Here is a 24938-nt window from a genome sequence, read left to right on the forward strand (position 1 = left end):
CATCTCGAGAGTGGGAGTCTATCTCGAGCAGTGGATCCCCGCCTGCGAGGCTGTCGCAAAACCCTCGTTCCCATGCTCTGCGTGGGAATGCATACGGATCTGGCCGCATGTGGAGAAACCTCTCCTTGCCCGAATCTGTGGGGGTTTCAGGCTGGTTATTCACTTGTGGCGAGTACGGTATGCATTCCCACGCAGAGCATGGGAACGAGGGTTTTGCGACAGCCTCGCAGGCGGGGATCCACTGCTTGAGATAGACTCCCATTCTCGAGATGGATTCCCGCCTTCGCGGGAAAGACGGAGGGGGTATAAATTGGCATTTAAACACTTTTGCGACAACCTCCTGCTCCTGCGCGGGAAAGACGGCAGTGGTATAAGTCAGCATTTAAAACCTTTTGCAACAGCCTCCTTCGCGGGAATGACAGCGGTGGTACAAATTGGCTTTTAAGACCTTTTGCAACAATCTCTCAAGGCTGTTTATAAGCTCAAGACTGTTTAATCAGGCGCTTTAACACTTCCTGCTGAACGACGTCGATATGCTCCGCATCAGAAATGTTAAATTCCTGCGTGAGGAGCTGATGGATTCGTTTCTTCAGGAGGTCAATGGAAGCGGACTGGCTGTTTCGGATGACCTGAATACCCTGGATTTTTGCCAGATCATCAGCGCCCGGGGAAAGCAACATGCCCTTTTCCAGAATCAGGCAGCCGTTGCTGACAAACTCCTGAAGGTTATTACGGGTAATCAGGCGACTCATCGGCCTGTCTCCATGTTGTCAATAATGCCGACGATGGCCGCATCAGCCGGGCCTTCCGAAGGAAGTATTGCTTTGCGTGCAGCACCGCCCCTGGCGATGAGAACCACGTCTCCAATGCCTGCACCAACGGTATCCACTGCAACCAGTGATTGCCCCGTCTCCTGCTCAGCGGGGGAGATCAGTTCGACGATCATCAGTTTGAAACCATTGAGACCATCCAGTTTGCGGGTGGCCCAAACATTACCAGTCACCTTGCCAATCAGCACTTGCCATACTCCGGGAAAATGGTATTGGCTCTCTGGGAAGCCACCCCATTTGCGGACAGCATTCTCATTGTCGGATAGCCAGTTAATAGAAAAAAGCGCATTAATTCAGCTTGGAACATTAATGCAGGAGCCGGCATCTTCATTTGACAGAGATCAGTTTTCTACAAATTAGAAAATTAACCTGGATCAATAAAACTGAGTTCAGGGCAGATCATTCCAGTCGCTTGTCTAACGACTGTAATAAGCATGGCAAGATGGTTCTTAAGCTAAATAAGGCACTACCTTGTGGTTGGTCAATTTTTCCGACAGCGGTTTCTATATAATATTTTCCTTCAGCATCCAATAACACCAGCAAGTTCAACCAGAGACTTATCAATGAATATTCTAAAGCTGCTTGAAGGCAGAGTTATCAAAGCACTGATTGCTGCGGGTGCACCGGAAGATACGCCAACAATGGTTCGCCCCAGTGCACGAGCAGGCTTTGGCGATTATCAGTGCAATGCCGTGATGGCGGCAGCCAAAAAAATGGGAATCCCCCCCCGGGAACTGGCTCAGAAGGTTATTGATAATCTGGACCTGGATGGCATAGCTGGCAACGTTGAAATTGCCGGACCGGGCTTTATTAATATCCATCTGGCACCACAATGGCTTGGCAATATGCTCCAGACTGCCATTAAAGATCCTCGTGCCGGGGTTGCTGAAGCGGATAATAAACTGACAGTTGTCGTGGATTACTCCGCTCCCAATGTTGCCAAGGAAATGCACGTTGGTCACTTGCGCTCCACCATCATTGGTGATGCCATTGCCCGTACCCTTGAATTTCTCGGGCATAAGGTCATCCGCCAAAATCATCTGGGCGACTGGGGTACCCAGTTCGGTATGCTGATTACGCATCTGGAACAGTTGCAAAAAGAGAGTCCGGATGCCCTGAGCATGGAGCTTTCTGATCTGGAAACGTTCTATCGGGCATCAAAAAAACACTTTGATGAAAACGCAGACTTTGCCATTCGCGCAAGAAACTACGTGGTGCGTCTGCAGGCCGGCGATGAATACTGTCTGAAACTGTGGAAGAAGCTGGTTGATATCACCCTGTCCCACAATCAGGAAGTATACGACCGACTTAATGTATCTCTTACGCCCTCTGATGTTATGGGCGAGAGCGCCTATAACGACAGTTTGCCAACCATCATTAAGCAGTTGGATGAAAAAGGTCTTCTCAGCGAAGACAATGGTGCAAAAGTTGTTTTCCTGAATGAGTTCAAAAACAAGGATGGTGACCCAATGGGGGTTATTGTCGAGAAGTCCGGAGGCGGCTTCCTCTATACGACAACTGACCTGGCTGCCATAAATCACCGTTGCCATAATCTGAAAGCTGATCGCGTTCTCTATTATGTGGATGCCCGCCAGGGTCAGCATTTTGAGCAGGTATTTACCATTGTCCGGAAGGCAGGCTTTGCCACTGATCATGCCTCCCTGGAACATCATGCTTTTGGCATGATGCTGGGTAAAGATGGCAAGCCTTTTAAAACCCGTGCCGGCACCACCATCAAACTGACAAATCTGCTGGATGAAGCACAAGAGAGAGCATCCGCACTGATTACCAGCAAGTCCGGCAGCCTTTCTGAAGAGCAGAAAGCCAATGTGATCCGCGCAGTGGCCATCGGTTCAGTAAAATATGCCGATCTGTCGAAGCATCGCACCAGCGATTATATTTTTGACTGGGACAATATGCTGGCATTTGAAGGGAATACCGCCCCTTATCTGCTCTACGCTTATACCCGGGTTATGAGTATCTTCCGTAAGGCTGGCATCAGGGAGTCTGACCTCAATGGCGATATCATCATTGAGAATGATGCAGAACGGGAACTGTCCCTGCAGCTTGGCCGCTTCAGCGAAACCATTGAGTACGTGGCCAAAGAAGGCCTGCCACACCAGCTGTGCGCTTATCTGTATGAAATTTCAGGCGCATTTATGAAGTTTTACGAAGCCTGTCCGGTTAACAGGGAAGGGGTGTCTGAAGAGCTTCGCACCAGCCGCCTTCAGATTTGCGCGTTGACAGCCAGAACCCTGAAGCTGGGTCTTGACCTGCTGGGGATTGAAACCGTCGAGCAGATGTAACGGTTTATATACGGCGAAGCATTAGGGCTGCATTTTCTGTGCAGCCTTTTTTACTGTAAAAATGCCACTACTTCTGGTTAGGTGGCTTTTCATTTATTTCTGCTACGCTGCACCCCTTAGCTGATTTATTAAAGGAGTATGGCATGAATATGAAATCTAAAAAGCCAGCAACAGAACCCGACCATATCCGAGACACCCTGACTAACGTGGTTAGTGTTGTCGGAGAGACCCGAAAAGCTGTAAAAACCATCGACCATAAAGTAGATGAAGTCAAATCTGACATTGCTGAGCTCAAAGCGGAAGTTGCAGAAGTTAAATCTGATGTTGCTGAGCTCAAAGTGGACATTGTAGAAATCAAAAACGAGCAAGTAGAAACTCGTAAAGATATTGCTCGACTCGAACTTCTTATCCGTCAACTTATCCCCAACGCCAATAACTAACAGCCGCCTGACAATCCATTTAATGGGATATCCCATTGGTTATGATGATTCAGATCAAGCAAGTTATTAGCGTTATACCAAAGAATGAATACTCCCTACCCAACTTCTTTGGATGCACATCTTGGATATCACAACCCGCCTTGCAAATGTGGACGCTGCTTCGGTATGGCACCACTTTAGAAATATTGCCGGTATTCCTCACCCTTCCGGACATGAAGAAGCACTTTGCCAATACATTATTAATGTCGCGGGCAAAAAACAGCTTAAATGGAAACAGGACAAAGTAGGGAATCTGGTGGTTTATAAGCCCGGCACCGCGGGTTATGAAACCAGTCCTGTTATTATCCTGCAAAGCCATCTGGATATGGTGCCTGAGAAAACCCGTGACAGTCTGCATGATTTTCGTGTTGATGGGATTCAGCTGAAAATTGATGGTGAATGGTTAATCGCTACGGATACGACGCTGGGGGCTGATAATGGTATTGGTGTTGCTGCCATGCTGGCAGTACTGGAAAGTAGCGATGTTTGCCATGGTCCTCTGGAAGCGTTGTTTACGGTGACTGAAGAAACCACCATGGCGGGTGCCCAGGGTCTTGATCCTTCGTTACTGAGTGGCACGGTCTTATTAAATCTTGATACCGAAGAAGATGGTTCTCTTTACATAGGCTGTGCCGGTGGCGTCAATATTGAAGTACGTCATGAGTGTGCAATGGAACCGGCTCCCCATAATGATCACCAATGGTTTGAGCTGCAGGTTTCAGGCTTGCAGGGTGGGCATTCCGGCTGTGATATTCATTTTCAGCGAGCTAATGCCATTCAGGTACTGGCCAGAGTACTTAAAACCCTGCATCCTTTTGAGTTCCGTCTTAGCCATTGTCAGGGTGGTGTTTTGGACAATGCCATCCCCAGAGAAGCATCTGCAGTCATCGGATTGCCTGCTGACCGGATAGAAAAAGCACTGCAGTCTATTGATAACGTTGATCAGTTATTGAAACGGGAGCTGAGTGCCGTTGAACCGGACATATGCCTGACCTTTGAACCTGCGGTAACACCTGCCCATGTCTTTACCGCTTCGGATCAGAAGCAGTGGCTTAATGCGCTGCACAGTTGCCATCATGGTGTAAAACGTTACAGCGATCATTTTGCGGGTGTTGTTGAAACCTCTAACAATCTGGGCGTATTGTCCATGAAAGATGGCCTGATCTCGGTTGATTGTTTTACCCGTAGTCTGGTCGATAGCGCAACCGTCGAGCTGGCCGACAATATCAGTGGTTTGTTCAGCCTGACTGGCGTCGATGTCCGGCAGGTTGGTTTTTTCCCTGGCTGGAAGCCCAACCCGAATTCTGATGTGCTGAAACGGGTTTCAGCGGTATACCAGCAGTTAAATGGTGAAGAACCAGAGATCAAGATTATTCATGCAGCACTGGAGTGCGGGATTTTAAGTGCAGCAAAACCGGGCCTTGATATGATCTCCTTTGGCCCTCAGATTGAAAATGCCCATACACCGAGAGAGCGGGTTCGGATTGACAGTGTTGACCGATTCTGGGCATTGCTGAAGGCAACGCTCACGGGTCTGGTATCTTAGTGCTGCTGAGCGCTGATACCCATACCACCGCCATCCCCGCGCAGTAGGCAAAACCCTCGTTCCCACGCAGAGCATGGGAACGAGGGTTTTGCGACAGCCTCGAAGGCGGGAATCTACCGCGAGCCATGGATCCCCCGCCTTCGCGGGGATGATGATGGTTGGTGGGGGGAATGATGGAGGCTGGTACTTTCTTTCTACAAGGCCACTTCCCTGGGGAGATGGCTCGGGCTTAATAGTAGGAAATGCCGCCCGGTACATCATTGCTGATGACCGTGCCTGAATCGGAAGTCAGAATCTCCGCAGCCTGTTCCAGGGAGCCGATGGCGGCCATCTTGCCACCATTACGAACGAAGCCGATCACCGCTTCTACCTTTGGTCCCATGGACCCGGCAGCAAAGTTCAGTGCTTCCATCGCCTCGGGTGTTGCACGACGAATGTCTTGTGAGTCCGGTTTGCCAAAGTTGGTGGCAACCGCGGCAACATCGGTCAGAATCAGGTAAGCGTCGGCTTCAATACCCTCCGCCAGTAATCGGGAAGCCCGGTCTTTGTCGATGACCGCCTCAACGCCTTCCAGCTGGCCATCACTGTTGCGCATCACCGGAACACCGCCACCGCCACCACAGATCAGGGTGATATCACCGGATTCCACCATTTTCTTCAGGGAGGCGAGTTCAAGGATCTCTTTCGGTTGTGGGGATGGAACGACCCGGCGGAAGTATTCTCCATCCTGACGCATGGTCCATTCCGGATTGGCGGCCAGTACGGCGACAGATTGTTCCTGACTGTAAACCGGGCCAACAAATTTGTCCGGGTTCAGGAAGGCAGGGTCGCTGGTATCTACCACGGTTTGCGTGGCAATGGTGCACACTTCACGGCCCGGCATGCAGTTGCGCAGTTCCTGTTCGAACATAAAGCCGATCATGCCCTGGGTTTGTGCGCCCAGCGCATCCAGAGGGTAAGGCATTACGTCTTTGTAGGACTCACCCATCAGGGCCAGCAGCCCGACCTGGGGGCCGTTACCGTGAGTCAGGATCACCTGATGGTCTTTGGCAATTTTGGCGATGGCTTCAGCGGCCTTACGGATGTTTTCCCGCTGGATATGACATTCCATAGGCTGTCCACGCTGCAGGATCGCGTTTCCCCCAAGAGCAATAACAATTCTCATGGTTATTTTCCGAATTTCCAGGTATTTGATAAACGGGAAAGGGAGGACTCCCTTTCCCGGAATGGCGCTACCGATTAATCGCCCAGGGTGGCAACCATTACTGCCTTGATGGTGTGCATGCGGTTTTCCGCTTCATCAAAGACGATGGAGTGACGGGATTCAAAGACCTCATCCGTGACTTCCAGGCCTTTCATGTTGTACTTCTCGGCTACTTCCTTGCCGATGACGGTGTCATCGTTGTGGAAGGCTGGCAGGCAGTGCATGAATTTCACGTTGCGGTTGCCGGTCTTGCCGATCAGATCCATGTTGACCTGATAAGGTGTCATCAGGGCAACACGCTCATCCCAGGCTTCCTGGCCTTCACCCATGGACACCCATACGTCGGTGTACAGGAAGTCCACGCCCTTCACGCCTTCTTCGGTGTTTTCGGTCAGGGTAATGCGGGCGCCGGTTTCTTCGGCAATCAGGCTGCATTCCTGAACCAGTGACTCATCAGGCCAGAAGGCTTTTGGTGCCACCATACGAATGTCCATGCCCATTTTCGCGGCACCAACCAGCAGGGAATGACCCATGTTGTTACGGGCGTCGCCCAGATAAGCAAATGACATTTCATTCAGCTGGCGACCCTGGCCGTGTTCCAGCATGGTCATGAAGTCTGCCAGGATCTGGGTTGGGTGCCAGGCGTCGGTAAGACCATTCCATACTGGTACGCCAGAATATTTACCCAGATCTTCCACCGCTTCCTGAGAGAAACCACGGAATTCGATACCGTCGTAAAAACGACCCAGTACACGAGCAGTGTCTTTAACTGTTTCTTTCTTGCCCATTTGAGAGCCACCGCCGATGTAGGTGACGTTGGCCCCCTGGTCAAATGCAGCAACTTCAAAAGCACAGCGGGTGCGGGTGGAGTCTTTTTCAAAAATCAGGACAATGTTTTTGTCTTTCAGGCTCTTTTGCTCATAACCGCCGTATTTGGCTTTTTTTAATTCAATACTCAAATTAATCAGGTGTTGAATTTCACGGGAAGAGAAATCAAGCAGTTTCAGAAAATTACGATTGCGAAGATTAAAAGCCATAATGGTATCCGTTCTAAAAAATGATCAGATTTCATGAAGTGGTTTCATGAATTGAAACCACTTCGTTAATTAAGGTGTTAAATATCGTCACGAATGATTGGGCAACTCATGCAACGGGCACCGCCACGTCCTCTGCCTAATTCTTCTCCGGGAATGGTTAATACCTTGATGCCCGCTTCTTCCATATTGCGGATGGTGTTTACGTTACGCTCGTAGGTAACCACAACACCCGGTTCAATGGTCAGCACGTTATTGGCGTCATTCCATTGTTCCCTTTCCGCTTCAAAAACATCGCCACCGGTAGGTATCATGCGTAATTCAGGCACATCCAGCGCTCGGGCAATGGCATTGGTAAAGCCATCCTTAACGCGGCTGGCGTCGATTTCTTCGTTATTGCCGAGGGTTAATTCCCAGCAATCTGTATCGGTGCGCATGATGTCGGGGTAATAGGTAAAGCAGTCGATGTCCATTTGGGTGAACACGGTGTCCAAATGCATGCAGCTTCTGGCTTTGGGCAATTGCAGGGCAATGATCTTTTTCGCCTGGCCGGTTTTCAAAAGCGATCTGGACAGCTGTTCTACGCCCTGTGGAGTGGTGCGTTCTGACATGCCGATCAGGACGTTACCGCGACCCAGTACCAGTACATCGCCGCCTTCTACTGTGGCGTTGTCGTAACTGATGTCTTCATCGCCCATGTAGGTGAAATACTCGGCATTTTTGAACATCGGGTGGAATTTATAAATGGCGCGTAAATGCACGGTTTCACGCTTGCGGGCGTTTTTCGCCATGGGGTTCATGGAGACACCACCATAGATCCAGCAGGAGGTGTCCCGGGTAAACATATGGTTTGGAATCGGTTCAATAATGAAATCCGTTTCCCCCATCATGTCCAGCGTCATGCTGTTACAGGAAGAGCGAAGTTCCGCAGCGGTCAGTCCGCCAGTCAGGTGCCTGGCAAGCGTCAGGTCATCCATGGACATTAAATAAGAGCGCACTTCCCTTGCCAGGGTTTCGCCATAACGGTAATTGTTAATCTGGCGGTCGAGTATCCAGCTTTTGGCATTGGCATAACTCAGGGTTTCTGCCAGCATTTTGGTTAGCAGTAAAACTTCAATGCCGTTATCGGTTAATACTTTCTGGAAAGCGTCGTGTTCTTTTCCCGCCTGTTCAATTCGAAGTACGTCATCAAACAGCAGCGACTCACAATTGCTTGGCGTTAAATGCTTCAAGCTTAATTGTGGTCGGTGCAAAAGAACGGTACGAAGTTTTCCAACTTCAGAGCCAACATAAAAATTGCTCATGATTTCCCCTAACATTAAACCTGTTGTTTTCAGCAAGCAGGCGAATTAAATAATTGAATTTATTGAATCGCCCTTCTGTTTTTTTCAATCGCTTTGTTTCAATGCTGTTTCACTTCAATGTGGCCAGTGTACTTTTCAGCAGCATGGCAACATTGATCTGAATCAAACAAAAAACTGAATTAAATCGGGGGAATATTCACGAAATCGGGTTTTTAAACGGTTATTCAGGTTTTTAATGCAGTTAATTATTCAAAATGCCTGCCATAGCGGATAATTATTCAAAAAAGGGCACCTGCTAATAACATGACCTGTATCAAAAAAACCGGACACCGAATTAAGGAGACTGCACACAACGGAATCCAGACGTTGACCCAACGCTGAAAACAAGATGTGTAAACAGGCGAATAACGGGTCAGCCTACGATTCTTTTTTGTCGTCACTTCGGGGGAGTTAACGTGAAAGCCATTACCGAGATAAAACTACCTTCTGCCTACACCATCCTGTTTCTCATTATCGCCTTTATGGCGGCCATGACCTGGATTGTGCCTGCAGGACAATACGCTACAGAAATGAATGAAACCCTGGGCCGGGAGGTGGCCATTGCCGGGACATACGCGGCTGCACCAGCCAACCCCCAGGGATTGATTGACATTCTTACGGCACCCATCACCGGCATCCAGAAGACCATTGACCTTGGCCTGTTTATTCTGGTTATTGGTGGTTTCCTGATGGTCATTTCTGCTACCGGCGCCATTGACAACGGCATTGCCCGGGCGATGGTTCGCATGAAAGGCAAAGAGCACCTGATGATTCCGGCTCTGATGCTGTGTTTTGCGGCCGGCGGAACCATCTACGGCATGGCAGAGGAAACCATCCCTTTTTATATGTTGCTGATTCCGGTTATCATTGCGGCCGGTTATGATTCAGCGACCGGTGTCGCCATTGTTCTGATCGGTTCCGGTGTCGGCGTTTTGGGTTCGACCATCAATCCTTTCGCGACGGTCATTGCCTCGGATGCATCTGGCATTCCCTTTACCCAGGGCATGGGCTTGCGCCTGATCATTCTTGGCCTGAGTTTCCTGGCGGGCTGTTTCTACGTGATGCGTTATGCCAGACAAGTGCGTGAAAACCCGGCGATGTCCATTGTTGCTGACATGAAAGAGAGCAATGAACAACACTTCCTGAAAAAAACAGGCTCACAGGAAAATAGCGAGTTTACCGGCCGACACAAGCTGATCCTGACCGTCTTCGCCCTCACCTTTGCCGTGATGATCTGGGGTGTGGCCGCTGGTGGTTGGTGGATGACGGAAATGTCGATCCTGTTTTTGGCCTCTGCCATTGCCATTGCCGTCATTGGCCAGCTGAGTGAAGAGGTGTTTGCCGACAAGTTCGTCGAGGGCTGCCGGGACCTGTTGGGCGTGGTATTGGTACTGGGCATTGCCCGGGGTATTGGCCTGGTGATGGATGAAGGCATGATTTCCGGCACCATCCTGAACTGGGGCGAAGCGGCACTGGCGGAAACCTCTTCGATTATCTTTGTTAACCTGATGTACCTGATTCATACCGTACTGTCCATCTTCATCCCTTCCACCTCCGGACTGGCGGTATTCTCTATGCCGATCATTTCACCACTGGCGGATTTTGCCGGTGTGGGTCGTGATTTGGCGGTGACGGCTTACCAGTCTGCCTCTGGCCTGGTGAACCTGGTCACTCCTACCTCAGGCGTGGTAATTGCGGCACTGGCTATTGGCCGGGTGTCTATTGTCAAGTGGTTCAAGTTTATGGCACCACTACTGCTGGCTCTGGCCCTGATCTCTATGGTCTGCCTCAGTATTGCTGCGATTTAATGGAAAAGGCCGGGAGTTACCCGGCCTTTACTCAAAAGGAAAGAACCGATGCGAACCCATGATCTGGAACTGGTGAAAACCTTCAAACTGCTGCTCAGTGAAAAGCATTTCAAAAATCAGCTGGAAATGGTCGATGCCCTGAAAGGCGAAGGTTTTAAGGACGTTAGCCAGTCAAAGATTTCCCGTATCCTGAACAATATGGGTGCCGTGCGTACCCGAAACGCCAAAAGAGAGACCGTGTACTGCCTGCCCGGAGAGATCAGCGTACCTGCCACCAATGCCCCGCTGTCCAGTCTGGTCACGGATATTGATTACAATGACTATCTGGTGGTCATTAAAACCACACCCGGTGGCGCCCAGATCGTCGCCCGGTTACTGGACTCACTGAGCAAATCCGATGGCATACTGGGTTGCGTGGGCGGCGATGACACAATTTTTGTCACCCCCACCCGCAACACCGCCATTAGCAAACTGTATGAAACCATTACCGAAGTACTGGCTGGCTGAGTCAGGCTGGCTCCGGCTGACTGGCCCGCACCGGCACCGAAATCACCATCGGCTTATGGCCGGTCAGGGACAGAAATTTTTTAATGCCAGCCTTGCTGATCACCAGTGTTGCTGTATTCACCAGTGGGTGACACTGTATGGCTGTCTGTGACCAGACATCCTCATCCATCACCAGCGTTACCCGGTTTTCCTTATCATTGCGCAGCCCCAGCAGGGAGACCGCTCCCGGCTCCAGTTTCAGGTGGGTTTTAAGCTGTTCCGCTGACGCCAGTTGTAACCGACTTTCCATCAATTTACCCAGCGCCGACCAGTCGATGGTTTTATAGTCTGCGATAACCAGAAGAAAGTAGCGTTGTTGCTTTTTATCAACAATAAAAAGGTTTTTGGTTCGTGCGCCCGATAAACCCGGTAACAACCGGTTGGCGTCGTCGCAGGTGGCGACCGCCGGGTGAGAGACCCGGGTAAAATTGATGTTTTTCCGAACCAGGAACTGCTCGATGGTCATAAAACGTCCTTGAACTGTTATTTAGTAATTGTCCTGAAATAAATTGCGCATTTAGAACAACAGTCATTATCAATTTACCGGCCAACTCCACTGTCATCCTGTACAGGGATTGTACAGGATCCATCCACAGGGAGGTGGCTGTCGATGGTTGGTTTTTATGCTTTTAGGCCCGGGTCCTGTAGGTAATCCCTGCCAGATGGATTGTGTACAATTTTGAGACAATTCCTTAATGTCTACCGTAAGAGTGTTGGCTAACTCATAATTATTTTTAACGGGACCGCCTGGAAATAGCCCTCGGATTAATCGGGGCCGTTGCAAACTCACACCCGTTTCCAAGCATGCTACGCTGTTTATGATTAGTCAGTCATTGTAGTTAAGTTGTGAATCCGAGGGCAGGACTTTCTTTTTGAATAAATTCAAAATTCCAGACGCGACCCCGGATTTGCGAACCATACATGACCCCGATTTCCTTGTTCCTTGCGGTTTGTAATTACAAATCATCAAGACTAACCTTCGAGATACTCCTCCCTTCCGTACCAAAGCAGCTTAACAGGCTTCTGACCATGAACATCCTTAAACTCAGCATACTTTTCTTCGTACCCCTGACCTTACTTGCTGCCTGGGCCTATCCGGACACCCTGCCAGCGTCAGAGGTCATGAAACTGGAAAAGGCAAGAGTCAGGCATCCGGAGATGGTAATCCTCAGTTACCATAATTCTGCCGATGCAAATACGCCTATTACTCTCCTCTATAACTTACCATCCGATAAAACCACACAAAGTATGACTATCAATAATAAAACCGGAGATATCATCACGGATCGGGCTTACAGTAAACCTGAAAAGGTGAAGGTACTTAAACTGGAAGAACTGGTTGACAAACTATCCGGTCAATACCCGATAAAAACAGTCAAGAACTCCACGTTACACCGGAGCGAGGAACGAATAACCAGAACCATTCACTATGTCGATCCTAAAAAGTACCATCGAACCATAATCGTTGATGCCGTTACAGGACAAGTACTGGAATCAAAAATCATTGAGCACAACCATTAAAAACTACTCAATCACTGCGCCTATACTTAACGCAATAGTGAGAAAAACAGTGATAATAACCAGCAATGGCCAGATAAATTTCAACCAGCGCTCATAAGACACTCGCCCCATAGCAAGAGCCCCCATGACGACCCCGGAAGTAGGCGTCACAAAATTCACAATGCCGTTGGCTGATTGATAAGCGGTCACCACGAGATCCCTGCCCACTCCGGAAAAGTCGGCCAGAGGGGCCATAACCGGCATGGAAAGCACCGCCAGCCCGGAACTGGAAGGTACAAAAAAGGAAAGGACAATCTCAATCCAGTACATCACATTGATAAACATAACAGACGACAGACCACTGACAGCCTGCTCAGCCCAGTAAAGGATCGTATCAGTAATCATCCCGTCATTCATTATGGTGACGATACCGCGAGCGATACCTATCACTAATGCCACCCCCAGCAAATCTCTCGCACCATCCACAAATGTATCGGTAAACTCCTGCTCACTCATCCTGGCGATAAACGCCGTTAAAATTGATACCACCAGAAAGAGTGCAGACATCCGGGCCATCCACCAGCCGGCAACAGATACCCCGTAGATCATCACGCCAAACGCGGCGAGAAACAGCAACAAAATTATTTTTTGCGACCCCGTTAACTCAGAGGAAATACTTTCATCTCGCTGAGACAGGAAATGTTCACGATTAGACTCATGCATTTCTGCAACAACGGAACACGTTGGATCAGCTTTAACCTTTGCGGCGTAACGCATCACATAGGCAATACAAATACCCAGACCAAGAAAGTAGATGACAAAGCGCAACGTCATCCCTGAAGTAAAGCTGACGCCCGCCGCATCAGACGCAATGACCGTAGCGAAAGGATTAACGGTAGAGGCCAGGGTACCCAGACCTGCGCCAACAAGAATCACAGAAACCGCTGTTACCGAATCATAACCGGCGGCAATCATCACCGGTAAAATAAGTGGATAAAACGCAAGGCTTTCTTCAGCCATCCCATAGATAGTCCCGCCCAGAGAGAACAGAAGCATTAATATGGGAATCAATAGTTGTTCTCGCCCCTTCAACGCAGCAGTCACTCTGGCGATGCCTGAATCAATGGCTCCTGTTTTAGTCACCACAGCCAGGAATCCACCAATGATCAAAATAAAAAGGGCAACATCAATACCATTAGCCTTGTAAGTGTCCGGATCGTAAAAGCCCGATATCGGTGCCAGCAGGATTTTTTCAAGCCCCTGGGGGTTGGGATCAACCTCACTATACGTACCAGCAATAGGCACCTCACGCCCTAACGTTTCATTGGTTTCAACCTGATACTTACCTGCCGGAATAATCCACGTCAGAATTGCCATAAACACGATAATCAGGAACAAAATAGTGTATGCAGATGGAAACCTGAACGCTTTCATAATCAAACCACCTAAGAAGAAAAACTAACCAGCAAGAATGAGATATTCCCATTTGTGATAGCTATACCTCACGACAGAAAGCATGAGATCCATCCACAGGAATACCGCAGAATCAGTGAATAAAACAAAACCTTTATATACGGCAATAAACAGACAGTTGTGGTTGTGTGTATAGGAAAAAACATATTTGAAGTCAAAAAAGTATAGATTATTCAAGACAAACAAACCGTCAGTAACAAAAACAGGTAAAACTACCTATAGAAGGTGGGGGCAATCACTATAAGATCTGCCCTCCAGTACTCTTCGCTTTACAACAAAGTTTACCCCCCCCCCTTTTTTCCTGTTACGAGGTGTGAAATGACACAACTCAGTGTAGGCTCAGAAATCGGGCAGCTCAGACGAGTAATGGTTCACCGCCCGGAACTTGCGCTCAGACGACTGACGCCCTCCAACTGTGAGGATCTGCTTTTTGATGATGTTCTTCGCGTAGAAAGCGCAGGTATAGAGCATGATGCATTTCAGCAGGTACTCACAAAAAATGGTGTAGAGGTTCTGCTGCTTCACACATTGCTGGCTGAAACATTGGCCATTCCAGAAGCCAAACAATGGATTATGGAGCGGCAGTTCACCACCTGGCGCTACGGACCACCATTACGAAAGGAGGTACTTTCCTGTCTGAATGATATGAGTTTAGACAATATGGCCTTCCACCTTATCGGTGGTATGACAGTGAGTGAACTCGGGCATCATCCCCATAGTCTGACTATGAACATGATGAAGGAAACCGATTTTGTCATTGACCCCATTCCCAACCATCTGTTTACCAGGGATACTTCTTGCTGGATATACGGCGGTGTATCTCTAAACCCCATGGCAAAAGTTGCAAGACAACGGGAAACAGTGCACCTGAGAGCCATCTACAAATTCCACTCCAAATTTAAAAACGATGACTTTATTACCTATTACGGCGATAAAGACGTCAACTATGATCACGCAACTATCGAAGGAGGTGACGTACTGGTTATTGGCAAAGGTGCTGTTCTTATCGGCCTGTCTGAACGCACCTCTCCTCAGGGGATAGAAAACCTTGCACAAGCTCTGTTTACGACTGGCCAGGCCAAAAAAGTCATCGTAGTACAACTGCCAAAAGATCGCAGCTGCATGCATCTGGACACGGTTTTTACCCACATGACACATGACTGCTTCAGCTGCTATCAGGGCGTAAATCTCGATACCAGTCCCTGCTGGGAAGTCCGTCTTGGCGATAACGAAATGGTGATAGCCGAACGGACCAGGTTTGGATTGTTTGAAACCCTTGCCAACGCCCTTGAGGTTGACAAGCTTCGAATGATTCCTACCGGCGGTGATGTATTTGAAGCTGAGCGGGAACAATGGAACGATGCCAATAATGTTCTGGCCATCAGCCCTGGAAAAGTCATTGGCTACGAACGAAATATCCACACCCTGGAAAACATGGAAAAAGCCGGTATTGAGGTGTTAACCATCCCCGGAGAAGATCTGGGAAGGGGGCGGGGTGGAGCTCGCTGCATGAGCTGTCCCATCCAGAGGGATGGTATCTGAAAGACCCCATGAGACGTTGACAGAAAGCGTCTGGAATTAGTTCATTACTTACCACTCTCACAGGTTACCAGCCAGAGGAATCTACCATGGCTTTCAATCTTCGCAACCGTAACTTCTTGAAACTACTGGATTTCACACCAAAAGAAATACAGTTTATGCTCGACCTCTCACGGGATCTGAAGCGAGCCAAATATGCAGGCGCAGAGCAACAGCACCTTAAAGGAAAAAATGTTGCGCTTATCTTTGAGAAAGCATCCACCAGAACCCGCTGCGCCTTTGAAGTAGCCGCTTTTGATCAGGGTGCAAACGTTACGTTTATCAGTGGCGGCTCCCAGATGGGGCACAAGGAGTCCGTAAAAGATACGGCCCGGGTGCTTGGCAGGATGTATGACGGTATTGAGTTCCGTGGTTTTTCACAAAAAGCGGTAGAGGAGCTTGGCGCATATTCGGGTGTTCCGGTATGGAATGGCCTGACTGACAAGTGGCACCCAACCCAGATACTGGCCGATTTTCTCACGATGATTGAGCACGGTCAGGGTAAAAACCTGAATGAGATGAAGTTATGCTATCTCGGTGACGGTAAAAACAACATGGGCAACTCTCTGCTGGTTGGCAGCGCCCTGATGGGTGTTAACTTCTCCATTGCAGCCCCCAAAGGCTACTACCCGGAACAAGACCTTATTGACCAGTGCGGTAAGATAGCTGAAAAATCCGGGTCAACGCTACAGTTTACCGACAACGTGGCTGATGCCGTCAAAGATGCCGATTTTTTATATGGTGATGTCTGGGTATCCATGGGAGACCCCAAAGAAGCCTGGCAAGAACGCATCAATCTGATGAAACCCTATCAGGTCAATATGGGTGTTATCCAAAAAACCGGTAACCCTGATGTCAAATATCTCCATTGTCTGCCAGCTTTCCACAACGAGGAAACCGTCGTTGGTAAAGAAATAGCCGAAACCTATGGTATGAAAAACGGGTTGGAGGTGACAGAAGATGTTTTCGAATCAGAATGCTGTATAGCTTTTGATGAGGCGGAAAATCGAATGCATACCATCAAGGCCATTATGGTTGCAACACTGGGTGACTGATTTATTCCTCCTGCCGGGTCAGGCATTACCTGCTTTACCCGGCAGTTCTATCCCCCTTTTTTCATTAACAAATAAATTCTGTCAGAGGTTCAATCATGCTTGTTGTTATAGCTCTTGGCGGCAATGCTATTTTGCAGAGAAACCAACCTTTGGAAGCCCATCTGCAAAGAGAGAATATCCGAACGGCTGCGGAATCAATTGCTAACGTTGCCAAGAACCATCAGGTCGTTCTGACCCATGGCAATGGCCCACAGGTTGGGCTGCTGGCGTTAATGAACCAGGCCTACAAAGAGGTAAGCCCCTATCCGCTTGATGCACTGGGGGCACAAACCCAGGGAATGATCGGCTTTATGTTTGAGCAGGAACTCAGGAATTTTATGCCCGGTCGCAAAGTCTGTACTGTATCCACTCAAACCATTGTCAGTACTGATGACCCTGCGTTTGAACATCCCGACAAATTTGTGGGCCCTGTCTATACCCGTGAAGAAGCTGAAATTATCAGTGACGCCAACCCCGACTGGGCCATCAAAGCCGACGGCAACTATTACCGGCGCGTCGTTCCCTCCCCCCAACCAAAAGAGATTCTTGAACTACCTTGCCTAAAGCATATTATTTCTTCCGGGGACATTACCGTTATCTGTGGTGGCGGTGGAGGAATCCCCGTAACTCGTGATGCTGATAACAAATTACTGGGTGTCGAAGCGGTGGTTGATAAAGACAGAGCCTCTGCTCTTTTAGCAGAAGGACTGGGAGCGGATGGCCTGGTCCTTCTTACTGATGTACCCGCCGTAGAAACGGATTATGGGCAACCTGGCTCAAAGAAAATACGCAGCGCTACACCCGATGCGTTCGAAAAATTTCCTTTTGCCGCTGGTAGCATGGGCCCCAAAGTAGAGTCAGTTTGTCGCTTTGTTCGGGCAGGAGGATCATTTGGTGCTATCGGTGCATTGGATCAGGCATCTGAAATAATGACCAGAGATTCTGGGACTTTTGTGGAAATGAGCGAAGCTGGAATCTGCTACTATTGAAAGCCGGGCCTGCACGTTCCCCTGCCAACGCTTACCGTTGCCATTAGAGATAACCGCCCAATGCCCCTGGGTTCCGGCGGTTTGCTGAACCTTACCGGATGAAGGACTTTCACCTTCAATCTCTTGCGGATTTATCTCGGCGCACCGAGTGACCTGTTATTTTGTCTGCTATAACCCCCGATTGCGTATTTCACGTAGGAGAAATACTGATATGAACAGCGATATTTTAAAACTTTCAAGAAACACGGAAAATGCACCAATAAGTTCCGTCTCTACACAAACGGTAGCTTTTTCTCATTACAATAATATTTCAGCTCAAGGACCTGTAGATCCTAAAACGGGTGAAATTGTAGCTGGTGGTGTGAAAGAGCAGGCAAAGCAGTGCCTGGCAAATATTAAAGCAATCGTAGGAAGTATCGACCATGTTATGGACGATGTTGTTAAAATCAATATATTCCTTAAGAATATTTCAGATGTTGACGCTGTAGACGAGGTTTACGCAACATTCTTCCAAAACTATCTTCCTACACGGATGATAGCCGCAGTGGCAGCTTTGCCTGTGGATGATGCTTTGATACAAATTGATGCCGTTATTTCAAACGGTGAAGGTACACCTTCACAAGAGCCTTGCGATCTCATAAAAATTGCAAAAAACACGGGAAATGCGCCAAAAAGTTCTGTATCTACACATACTGTCGCTTTTTCTCATTACAACAATATTTCCGCTCAATTACCTATCGATCCTGAATCTGGCAAATTGGTAGCGGGTGGCGTAAAAGAGCAAACTGGACAGTGCCTGAAAAATATCAAGGCAATTTTAGAAAGTATTGATGTTCCTTTTGATGATATTGTTAAAATAAATATCTTCCTTACAAGCCTCTCGGATATTGAAGCCGTAAACGAAGTTTATACAACATTTTTACCAGCCTCGGCTATTGCCAGGACCGCTGCCTATCTTCCTGCACGAACAACAGTTGCCGTGTCAGCTTTACCTATGGATGCTTTGGTACAAATTGATGCCGTTGTGTCACACGGAGATGGTACACCCCCGCAAGCTGTTGAAGACAGGCACGGACTCGTCATAAGAGCAAACAATACAGAAAATGCACCAAAAAGTTCTCTATATACACAAACTGTCGCTTTTTCTCATTACAACCATATTGCAGCTCAGTTACCTCTAGACCCAAAAACGGGTGGAATGGTAGCTGGAGGTGTAAAAGAGCAGGCTGGACAATGCCTGAAAAATATCAATGCAATTGTGGAAAGTGTCAACCACGTTATGGACGATGTCGTTAAAATAAATATCCAACTTAGAAATATCGCAGATATTGATGCTGTAAACGAAATTTACACAACATTTTTCAAAAACGATCTTCCTGCAAGAACAACAGTCGGCGTTTCAGCTATCCTTATGGATGCTTTGGTACAAATTGATGCCGTTATTTCTAACGGTGAAGGTACACCTCCATAAGGGGAATAGTACACCCACAAACTTGCTTCTCTGAGCAATTAATACGCGATGATCGGGTTATTTTTATTTTTCAAAAAAGTCGAGTATCCCTTTAATGTCAAGTCTTTCAGAAATTTAACTCACATGTATCAAGACCGTTGCTGACACTCCCCGCCCTATCAGGCGAGGGTTCTTGGATCGCTCCAGGAGTTTCCTGTTTCAGCGCGCCTTTCCTAGATAGTGGCATAGCCATTATCCCCGTTCCGGTCGCTCCGCAGGCTTCACATACCGTATGCCCTACGTACGGTAGGTCTTCAAGAGACAGGAAAGAGTGTAGCAGGTAAGGGCAGCACAAGCGGAACGCTCCGCGCGTTCCCGCCTTATATCCCCGCCCGATTGGACCCACAGGGCCTAAAGGCGAGGCTTTACGACGATTCTGGTAAAGAGAACATATCTCCGGGCAGTAATGGGTAAGAAAAACAGACTTCAACCGTTCCTGTATTTCAGGATGCAATGCGATTGATAATATTTCGTTCTGACATGCGTGTAATATGCTGATTTATGTTGTTTTTTAGATTAGTACGCACGATTTATCGAACCTCGCGGAATACTCCGCCCATAACCTGATTGGGAGCAGAGCGACCTTTCAGGTTTGGGTGGAGATGAATAGCGACCAACCCGGCGAGGGTTGGCTTTACTGCTTACAAAAGATAATATAATTTTGTAAGTATGAAATCAAAACGCGCCTATAAATACCGTTTTTACCCGACTGTTGAGCAGGAACAACTACTTGCCCAGACTTTCGGGTGTGTGCGCTTTGCCTATAACCACGTACTCCACTGGCGAACCAACGAATACTACGAGAACAGCGCCAGCATTAACTACAACGCTGCTTCAAAGAAATTAACAGAGCTGAAAAGTAAGCCTGAATTTCAATGGCTGAACGATGTCTCTTCCGTGCCTCTTCAACAGGCAATGCGACACCAGCAAACGGCATTCAAGAACTTTTGGGAAGGTCGGGCTAAATACCCAAAATTCAAGAAAAGGCATTCTAGGCAGAGTGCTACCTTTGCCAATTCAACGTTCAAGTATAATGACGGCCAACTATTCATTGCCAAGAGCAAAGAGCCCCTGAATATCCGATGGAGCCGGGAGCTATCCTCTAATCCTTCCAGTATCACTATCAGCAAGGATCAGGCAGATACTTTGTTTCCATGCTCTGTGAATTTGAAGCTAAACCAATGCCTGTTATTGCCAAGACAGTAGGCATTGATTTAGGTTTAACCGATCTGTTCATCACTTCCGATGGTAAAAAATCCGGCAACCCAAGGCACACCAGACGCTACGAGAAAACTCTCGCCTACCTTCAGGGTAAACTGGCAAAGAAACAAAAAGGCAGCAGGAACCGAAACAAAGCCCGGTTAAAAGTTGCCAGAGTCCACGCCAAAATTGCCGATTGCCGATTGCCGATTGCCGATTGCCGGATGGACGCTACTCATAAAGCGTCCCGTACACTCATTAACGAAAACCAAGTTGTGTGCGTTGAAACCTTGCTGTGAAGAACATGATCAAAAACCCGAAACTGGCTAAACATATCGCCGATGCGAATTGGGGGGAGTTTGTCCGACAACTGAAGTACAAGGCTGATTGGGCAGGAAGAACGATTGCTGAAATAGACCGATTCTTTCCAAGCTCCAAGCGTTGTTCGACAAAAGGTTGCGGGTTTATTAACGAAAGTCTGCCGTTGTCTATTCGTGAGTGGGTTTGCCCTAAATGTGGCACCAGGCACGACCGGGATATTTGTGCAGCACAGAATGTAAAAACCGCTGGACTGGCGGGGTTAGCCTGTGGAGCGACTGGAACGGGGATAGCGGCCTGGCCACTATCCAGGGAAGGCGTGTTGAAACAGGAAACCTGTTGGGTGACTAACGGGAATCCCCCACCATAATCAGCTTCGCTGATTTGGTGGTGGGAGGATGTCAATATCCCAACACAGAAACCGGCCAGGCTATTGCCCGGCCGTAGTCGTATTATGCTTCGATAATTTCAGCAGTTACACGACGGTTCTGTTGACGACCTTCTGTTGTATCATTGCTGGCTGCGGGCGTGTTCTCACCCATACCGGCAGTATCAATCCGCTCAGCATTAATACCGTGCTGTTCAATCAGCATCTGACGGATGGCATCGGCACGACGGGCAGATAGCTGCTCATTATAAGCCGCTTTTCCCTGGTCATCGGTATGACCTTCAATACGGATCTTGACTTCCGTATAGCGCTGCAGGAATTCACCCATTTTGGCAACCTGGTCAATACCTTCCTGATTAATTGATTCAGAGTTCAAATCGAAGTTAACCAGCAGGTCAATGGCCGCCATTGGCTCACAGCCAGTTATGTCGACAGTGATGCCAGCGGCAGTGTTCGGACACAGGTCAGCATTATCCAGAATGCCGTCATTATCTGCATCGAGAACAACAGCGACAACAGGCTCTTCCTGAACAGGAGCGGCGACTACTGGCTCAGCGGCCTTTGCAACACTGCCAAACGTCCAGGTCAGTGCAACATTGACCATGCTTTCTGTCTGAGCGTAATCCAGGCTGCGTACCGCACGCACATCACCACGAATGGCAAGGTTCGGGGTAAATGCTTTTCTTAAGCCAAGACCGGCATTCATGCGGGTGTCATCATCTTCTCCGCCCACTTCGTAATCGGCATCCAGTTCGGCGATACCCGCAACAAAGTAAGGTGTCAGAGAACCATCCCAGGGGGTCAGGTCATAGAAGGCATCCAGACGGAATTCTTTAAGGTCTGTATCTTTACCGAATTTATGGTCGGTGGAGTACTGAGAGTAGATACCTTCAACACTGAAACGGTCATTCAGGCGATAGCCAATGCCAACTTCCGGTGCCAACTTATTATCCAGATCGCGATAGCTGTCCAGATCGTTATAAGCGCTACCGATGGAGAAGGTCAGTCCTTTATCCACGACCTGTGATGCCACTTCACTGGCAATAACAGAACTGCTGATCGTTGCGCTAATCGCGATGGCAATCATTGAGCGTGCGAAACCTTGCACTTTCATAATGTTTTCTCTGTGTGTTTTGTGTTTTGTGTTTTGTGTTCTGTACCTTTGGGAATCCAGTTACCAAAGGGCGAAGCAGGGTACGTGATTTTGACCTGGGAATGAATACAGGATGTTGGTAGTTTGTACTTAGTGCCGTAGGCGGATTCGAGTATACGCCCATGTAAAAAAAAGAACATCAGGTGCCGTATATTTTCTTACTTGAGATTGTAGAGATTCAGGCGTATTTCAGGATTGGAAAATACTTGTTTCGTTCGGTGCATTTTTTCAAACTGACCCATTCCTGATAGGAATGTAGTCAAATCGTCGTAAACCCTCGTCTTTATGTCCTTTAGGGAGCGATAGGTTGGGGCGCAGTTATCAGGAAAGAGTGGGTTTTAGTCAGATTTTTTCAGCGTAATACGGTGAGCATTTAAGAATGTATCCATTGAATCATCCATGGCTTCAATCCATGGGGTGTGATTCAAGGGTGACTGATTCCCGGTTATTACGGATCGGTAACTATGATCACGAAAGCCCATGATGTCTTGATGCTTATGATGTTCCCACTGCATAAATGTCCTGTTAATAGCTTCAGTATTTAATGTCGGGTAATCCGTCTGACTGATCAATTCATTCACGTAGTCTCCCTGAAACCAGATCATATCCTCATTCGTTTTCAGTGTGCTTTCCCGTGCCTGCCACTTTGCACTGTGTTTTTCCATATCAGCAGGGGATGGCAGTTTTATTCGTTGCAGAATGACATCTCTTGCCCACCAGGCCTGAGCATCAAACATAGTAAAGGTGTAGAACTGGTCCTGCATGCCAAGATACATAACACGGGGATTAGCTTCCAGCGCGACTCCCTGGTAAAGGCCCGGAGTCCACAGGCGATTCGTGGTTACGAGGCGAAGGTCATCTTGCATAAACGGAAAATGATGAAGATAACCAGTGCATAAAATAATGGTATCAACGTCTTTAAAGGTTCCATCTTTAAAGTACACGGTTTTACCCTCTGCTTTCGTGAGTAGAGGTCTGGTTTCCCAATGGTCAGGCCAGTTAAAGTTCATTGGGTCTGTGCGATAACAGGCGGTTATTGATTTTGCGCCATACTTCCAGCATTGAGAGCCAATATCTTCGGCAGAGTAGCTGCTGCCAACAATAAGAATTTCTTTGTTTTTAAACTCAAGGACATCGCGAAAATCATGGGCGTGCAGAACACGTCCTGCAAACTTATCGAGACCGTCGAACAGGGGGGCGTTGGGTATAGAGAAATGCCCTGTGGCAATGATGACGTAATCGAACTTCTCGCTTACCTGGCAATTATTTATCAGGTCATGGACGACTACGGTAAAAGCTTCCTGCTCAGGATGATACTCGATCCAGCGGGCAGTTTGACGAAATCGAACCCAGTTGCGTACACCGGATTCTTCAACCCGTCCGCAAATATAGTCCGCCAATATTTCTCGGGGAGGGTAGCTCGGGATTGGTTTTCCAAAATGCTCTTCAAATGAATAGTCAGCGAACTCCAGGCACTCTTTTGGGCCATTGGACCAGAGATGACGATACATTGAACCATGAACCGGCTCTCCATACTCATCAAACCCTGTGCGCCATGTGTAGTTCCAAAGCCCTCCCCATGTGTCCTGTTTTTCAAAACAGACAATTTCAGGAATATCTGAGCCTTTATCTTTTACTGATTTAAATGCACGTAAAACCGAAAGCCCTGATGGGCCTGCACCGATTACAGCGACTCGAGCCATTGGTTATTTCTCCCCGTTGGATAACCAGTTTAGCCTTATCCAGAGGAGGACTGCTTCCTGTTAAGTCCCGGTGTGCATAAGTTCATAAACCTGCACTGCATAAGTGCTAAAAGCTGAGGTAAATTCCCTTATTTAACGGCGGTTATTGGTGCTGTAGTTTCACTGACATCATTCCAATTATTAATCAGAGATAACAACAAAATGACAGGCTACACCGGAATCAAATTGATTGCTGTCGATATGGATGGCACGTTCCTGAAGGATAACAAGACATACAACCGCGAACGTTTTCTGGAACAGTTCCAGAACCTGAAGGCCCGGGGTATTCGATTCGTAGTGGCCAGTGGTAACCAGTATTACAAGTTGCGATCCTATTTTGAGGATATCGATGGTGGCGATATTGCCTACGTTGCTGAAAACGGCGGTTATGTTCACGATGGTCAGCAGGAACTCTTTGTGGCGGATATTGCTACTGAAACCCTGACTCGCACTTATCCGTTTCTGGAAAGCCTGAAAGAGGTTACTGCTATTGTCTGTGGTAGAAACAGTGCTTACGTATTGAATACTGCCGATCCTGCGGAAGTAGAAAATGCCAGAAACCACTACCAGCGACTGGAACTGATTCAGGGTTATCAGGAAATAAACGACACAGTTCTTAAAATCGCCATCAAGATGTCTCCGGCTATCCATGATGCCGTGCTGGAAGCTGCCCGGAAGACGCTGGGTGATGTGCTGGTGTCGGTCACCAGCGGACACGAATGGATTGACTTGATTATTCCCGGTGTTCATAAAGCCCATGGTCTTCATTTGCTGCAAGAGCAGTGGAATATTACCGATGATGAAGTCGCTGCCTTTGGTGACAGTGGCAACGATATGGAAATGCTGCAAAAGGCGGGATTCAGTTTTGCCATGAATAATGCCAATGAAAGCATTCGG

Annotated in this window: 20 protein-coding genes and 1 pseudogene; 12 read left to right on the forward strand and 9 right to left on the reverse strand. The window is 48.2% G+C overall.

Annotated elements, in window-relative coordinates; translation table 11 throughout:
* Positions 1-482: 482 nt before the first annotated feature.
* Positions 483-752, reverse strand: coding sequence for a hypothetical protein (locus RM811_RS20120; RefSeq protein WP_402527675.1), 270 nt, complete (start codon positions 750-752; stop codon positions 483-485).
* A complete protein-coding gene (locus tag RM811_RS20125; RefSeq protein WP_402527677.1) occupies positions 749-1018 on the reverse strand; it encodes a EutN/CcmL family microcompartment protein in 270 nt (89 codons plus the stop codon). Before RM811_RS20125 ends, RM811_RS20120 begins: the two co-directional genes overlap by 4 nt.
* 375 nt (positions 1019-1393) lie before the next feature.
* Between RM811_RS20125 and argS the strand changes: the two genes are divergently transcribed.
* The 3 genes from argS (at position 1394) to RM811_RS20140 (ending at position 5161) form a co-directional block, all read left to right on the forward strand.
* Positions 1394-3136 (forward strand): arginine--tRNA ligase, encoded by a 1743-nt coding sequence (gene argS, locus RM811_RS20130; protein WP_402527679.1) that lies wholly within the window; start codon positions 1394-1396, stop codon positions 3134-3136.
* Positions 3137-3279: 143 nt separating this feature from the next.
* Entirely contained in the window at positions 3280-3576 is a 297-nt protein-coding gene (locus tag RM811_RS20135) for a hypothetical protein (RefSeq protein WP_402527680.1), read from the forward strand.
* Between the two features lie 121 nt (positions 3577-3697).
* The gene (locus RM811_RS20140) at positions 3698-5161 is read left to right on the forward strand and encodes an aminoacyl-histidine dipeptidase (RefSeq protein WP_402527681.1); all 1464 of its coding nucleotides are present in this window, start codon (positions 3698-3700) and stop codon (positions 5159-5161) included.
* Between the two features lie 229 nt (positions 5162-5390).
* On the opposite strand, the gene arcC is transcribed toward RM811_RS20140, so the two are convergent.
* From arcC to arcA (RM811_RS20155), 3 genes are all read right to left on the reverse strand, one after another.
* Positions 5391-6326 carry a carbamate kinase gene (arcC, locus tag RM811_RS20145; protein WP_402527682.1) on the reverse strand — a complete coding sequence of 312 codons (936 nt, stop codon included), beginning with the start codon at positions 6324-6326 and terminating at the stop codon, positions 5391-5393.
* Between the two features lie 74 nt (positions 6327-6400).
* Positions 6401-7402 (reverse strand): ornithine carbamoyltransferase, encoded by a 1002-nt coding sequence (gene argF / locus RM811_RS20150; RefSeq protein ID WP_402527684.1) that lies wholly within the window; start codon positions 7400-7402, stop codon positions 6401-6403.
* Positions 7403-7479: 77 nt separating this feature from the next.
* Positions 7480-8703 carry an arginine deiminase gene (gene arcA, locus RM811_RS20155; protein WP_402527685.1) on the reverse strand — a complete coding sequence of 408 codons (1224 nt, stop codon included), beginning with the start codon at positions 8701-8703 and terminating at the stop codon, positions 7480-7482.
* Positions 8704-9158: 455 nt separating this feature from the next.
* Here arcA (RM811_RS20155) and RM811_RS20160 point away from each other — a divergent pair, with 455 nt between their 5' ends.
* A complete protein-coding gene (locus RM811_RS20160; protein WP_402527687.1) occupies positions 9159-10550 on the forward strand; it encodes a YfcC family protein in 1392 nt (463 codons plus the stop codon).
* 48 nt (positions 10551-10598) lie between these two features.
* Positions 10599-11057, forward strand: coding sequence for a transcriptional regulator ArgR (gene argR / locus RM811_RS20165; protein ID WP_402527689.1), 459 nt, complete (start codon positions 10599-10601; stop codon positions 11055-11057).
* Between the two features lies 1 nt (position 11058).
* Here argR and RM811_RS20170 read toward each other — a convergent pair whose 3' ends face one another.
* The gene (locus RM811_RS20170) at positions 11059-11562 is read right to left on the reverse strand and encodes a prolyl-tRNA synthetase associated domain-containing protein (protein WP_402527691.1); all 504 of its coding nucleotides are present in this window, start codon (positions 11560-11562) and stop codon (positions 11059-11061) included.
* A gap of 563 nt (positions 11563-12125) precedes the next feature.
* Here RM811_RS20170 and RM811_RS20175 point away from each other — a divergent pair.
* Positions 12126-12617, forward strand: a complete 492-nt coding sequence (locus RM811_RS20175; RefSeq protein ID WP_402527692.1) for a hypothetical protein — start codon at positions 12126-12128, stop codon at positions 12615-12617.
* A gap of 3 nt (positions 12618-12620) precedes the next feature.
* Here RM811_RS20175 and RM811_RS20180 read toward each other — a convergent pair whose 3' ends face one another.
* Positions 12621-14030, reverse strand: coding sequence for a YfcC family protein (locus RM811_RS20180; protein WP_402527694.1), 1410 nt, complete (start codon positions 14028-14030; stop codon positions 12621-12623).
* A gap of 357 nt (positions 14031-14387) precedes the next feature.
* Between RM811_RS20180 and arcA (RM811_RS20185) the strand changes: the two genes are divergently transcribed.
* The 5 genes and pseudogenes from arcA (RM811_RS20185) to RM811_RS20205 all read left to right on the forward strand — a co-directional run bounded on the left by arcA (RM811_RS20185) (position 14388) and on the right by RM811_RS20205 (position 21128).
* A complete protein-coding gene (gene arcA / locus RM811_RS20185; protein WP_402527695.1) occupies positions 14388-15611 on the forward strand; it encodes an arginine deiminase in 1224 nt (407 codons plus the stop codon).
* A gap of 86 nt (positions 15612-15697) precedes the next feature.
* On the forward strand, positions 15698-16702 hold the full coding sequence (gene argF, locus RM811_RS20190; protein ID WP_402527697.1) for an ornithine carbamoyltransferase: 1005 nt from the start codon (positions 15698-15700) through the stop codon (positions 16700-16702).
* A gap of 95 nt (positions 16703-16797) precedes the next feature.
* Entirely contained in the window at positions 16798-17730 is a 933-nt protein-coding gene (locus RM811_RS20195) for a carbamate kinase (RefSeq protein WP_402527698.1), read from the forward strand.
* A gap of 211 nt (positions 17731-17941) precedes the next feature.
* Entirely contained in the window at positions 17942-19201 is a 1260-nt protein-coding gene (locus RM811_RS20200; protein WP_402527699.1) for a RidA family protein, read from the forward strand.
* 708 nt (positions 19202-19909) lie between these two features.
* A pseudogene (locus RM811_RS20205) lies at positions 19910-21128 on the forward strand (RNA-guided endonuclease InsQ/TnpB family protein).
* Positions 21129-21210: 82 nt separating this feature from the next.
* Here RM811_RS20205 and RM811_RS20210 read toward each other — a convergent pair.
* The gene (locus RM811_RS20210; RefSeq protein WP_402527701.1) at positions 21211-22260 is read right to left on the reverse strand and encodes an OmpA family protein; all 1050 of its coding nucleotides are present in this window, start codon (positions 22258-22260) and stop codon (positions 21211-21213) included.
* Positions 22261-22637: 377 nt separating this feature from the next.
* Positions 22638-24002 carry an NAD(P)-binding domain-containing protein gene (locus RM811_RS20215; protein ID WP_402527702.1) on the reverse strand — a complete coding sequence of 455 codons (1365 nt, stop codon included), beginning with the start codon at positions 24000-24002 and terminating at the stop codon, positions 22638-22640.
* 201 nt (positions 24003-24203) lie between these two features.
* Between RM811_RS20215 and RM811_RS20220 the strand changes: the two genes are divergently transcribed.
* Positions 24204-24938, forward strand: a 735-nt coding sequence (locus tag RM811_RS20220) for a Cof-type HAD-IIB family hydrolase (RefSeq protein WP_402527704.1), incomplete at its 3' end; no start/stop codon positions are given.

It is taken from the genome of Endozoicomonas sp., from assembly GCF_031844845.1.
Taxonomy (GTDB): Bacteria; Pseudomonadota; Gammaproteobacteria; order Pseudomonadales; family Endozoicomonadaceae; genus Endozoicomonas.